Annotated in this window: 3 protein-coding genes; all 3 read left to right on the top strand. The window is 51.8% G+C overall.

All coding sequences use genetic code 11. From position 1 onward, the window contains the following. The first annotated feature begins 79 nt into the window (after positions 1-79). Complete coding sequence (locus C9J03_RS26270; protein WP_044621370.1) at positions 80-454, top strand: hypothetical protein; 375 nt, start codon at positions 80-82, stop codon at positions 452-454. Beyond that, the gene (gene tnpB / locus C9J03_RS26265) at positions 451-777 is read left to right on the top strand and encodes an IS66 family insertion sequence element accessory protein TnpB (RefSeq protein WP_044621369.1); all 327 of its coding nucleotides are present in this window, start codon (positions 451-453) and stop codon (positions 775-777) included. The genes C9J03_RS26270 and tnpB overlap by 4 nt, the downstream gene beginning before the upstream one ends. A gap of 110 nt (positions 778-887) precedes the next feature. After that, complete coding sequence (gene tnpC / locus C9J03_RS26260; protein WP_044621368.1) at positions 888-2,468, top strand: IS66 family transposase; 1,581 nt, start codon at positions 888-890, stop codon at positions 2,466-2,468. Positions 2,469-2,529 lie beyond the last annotated feature (61 nt).

Below are 2,529 nucleotides of genomic sequence, written 5' to 3'. Positions count from 1 at the left end.
GTGAGCTTACGACGGCATAGCTCAACTTAGCCAATCAGCTCTGGTTTACTTAGTGCATACCCAAACGAGGAGCAGCACTATGCAAAACCACGACAAACTGAGCCAAGCCATCGCCGCCTTTGAGCATTGGCGACAAACCCGCCCCAACAAACACGTCAATATCCCTGATCAACTGCGCTTGTTGGCTCTTGAGCTACTCGAAGAGTATCGAATCGGGCAGGTCACCAATGCACTGCGGATCTGTACCACCCAACTTAATTCATGGCGCCAGCTGCTTCCGACCGAGCGTCCAGTACCTGACTTTATCCCGTTGCAGATTGAGTCCGATTTACAGCATAACTCTGGCTTGAACCTGCAGGTAACCTTGCCCAATTCAAGTCAAATTCGTATCTACGGGGATATATCCCCTGGGTTACTGCGAGTTCTAATGCAAGAAGCGGGAGAGTACCGATGATCCACCTGACTGCAGATACCAAAATTCTGCTTGCCACTAAACCCGCTGATTTCCGTTGCGGCATTGATGGATTTGCCGCTTTGTGCCGCCATCAGCTTAAACAAGAACCTCGCAGCGGAACCCTGTTTGTGTTCACCAACCGCCGTCGGACAATGCTGCGGGCGCTATGCTATGACGGTTCCGGCTTCTGGTTAATGAGCAAGCGCCTGTCCAAGGGCCGCTTTCAGGACTGGCCCCGTCATCATCAGGATGAGGTCACGCCTCTGGCCGCTAAGCAGCTAAAAACCTTGCTGACAGGGCAGTCTGGCTGGCAAAAACTATGACCATGTGCACACTCTGCTCAATCAGCTTATTGATCCTCTCGATCAATTTGACCGATCGTGCGGCGCTGGAATAATGGACTCCATCACTAACTTATGAGGCAAGAAATAAGGTGACGCAAGAGTTTACCGATATCGACAGCGAAGAGCTTGACGGACTTATCCAGCGCGTGCAGGAAGCGAAGGAGCATGACCTGGCACTGAGCCCGGAAGATTGCCAGATACTGCTGAAGGCGTTAAAAACGTTAGCAGCTCTGCAAGAACGGCTGTCCGATAACGATATCACCTTACATAAGCTGCGTAAGCTGGTTGGCATGGTCAGATCATCGGAGACCATGGATACCCTGCTTGGTCAGAAGGGCAAAGGCAGCCAAAAGCGCCCGAGACCCAGAGCCACCAAGCCAAACACACAGGTCAAGCCGAAAATCACTCAGCATAAACTGGATGACCTGAGCAAGGGGGACCGCTGCCCTGAATGTCAGCAAGGTAAACTGTACAAATATGAGCCTGCCACCCTGTTGCGGATTACCGGACAAAGTCCATTCGTCCCGGAACAACACATCATGGAGCGGTTGCGCTGTAATGCCTGCGGCCAATATTTTACTGCCAAGCTCCCCGATGAGGTGGTTGAGGATGGTAAACCGGGCCAAAAGTATGGCTACAGTGCCCGTAGCCTGATGGCACTGCACAAGTTTTTTGCCGGTGCGCCCTACTATCGTCAGGAGAGCATCCAGGCCTTAATGGGAGTAAAACTGACCGCCTCTAGCGTATTCGATCAGACCGAATTGGTTGCCAGTAGCCTGCAACCGATCTACACGTTGTTGCTACAAAAAGCGGCTAACGCTGTGCATTACTATCTGGACGACACAAGTAACCGGATCTTAGATCAAACTCCGATTGAAAAGCCCGTACGCAACAGCGATAAGACTCGCGAGCGTAGCGGGGTCTACAGCTCTGGTCTGGTCGCTACCCTGTCTGATGGCCACAACATAGTGCTGTATCAAACCAATATCGGTCATGCCGGAGAGTTTATCGATGAAATCCTGAGTCAGCGAAACTTGCCACTCCAGCCTCTGCTTATGAGTGATGCATTATCCAGTAATCGTCCGTCACTTGGGTTCGAGGTTGAGCATTGCCTGTGCAACAGTCATGGTCGACGCCAGTTCGCAGAGGTCCTCAATCAGTTCCCGGATGAGGTTGAGCAGGTACTGAACTGGTACGGGGAGATCTGGCGATATGACGATGAAGCCAGAGAGCTAGAGTTGAACACGACACAACGGCTAGCCTGGCATAAAAAGCTTTCACTTCCCATGATGAAGAAGATCCATAGTTGGGGTAAATCAGAGCTGACCAATGGTAGCGTGGAAGAAAACAGTGGGTTGGGTAAAGCGATTAACTACTTCAACAAACACTATGAAGGGCTGACAGCCTTCTGCCGCTTGGAAGGCGCACAACTCGACAATAACCGGGCGGAACAGGCGCTTAAACTGGTCGCGCGTAACCGAAAAAATGCCATGTTCCACAAAACGACCAAAGGAGCCCACGTTGCTGATGTGGTAATGGCGATGATAGCGACGGCAGCCGAGGCCGGTGTCAACGTGCTGGATTACTTTAATGCCGTTCAACGGCGGCAAAGCGAGGTTATGGCCAATCCGGAACAGTTCTTACCCTGGAATTACCAGTCCGATATCTAATCAAAACAGGTTCTGGCTGTGGCCGGGACCTCCCCTGCACGCTACCTTCTCGTAAGCTCAC

The sequence above is a fragment of the Photobacterium gaetbulicola genome, from assembly GCF_003025515.1.
Lineage (GTDB): Bacteria > Pseudomonadota > Gammaproteobacteria > Enterobacterales > Vibrionaceae > Photobacterium > Photobacterium gaetbulicola.
This window is presented reverse-complemented; position numbering and strand designations above follow the sequence as displayed.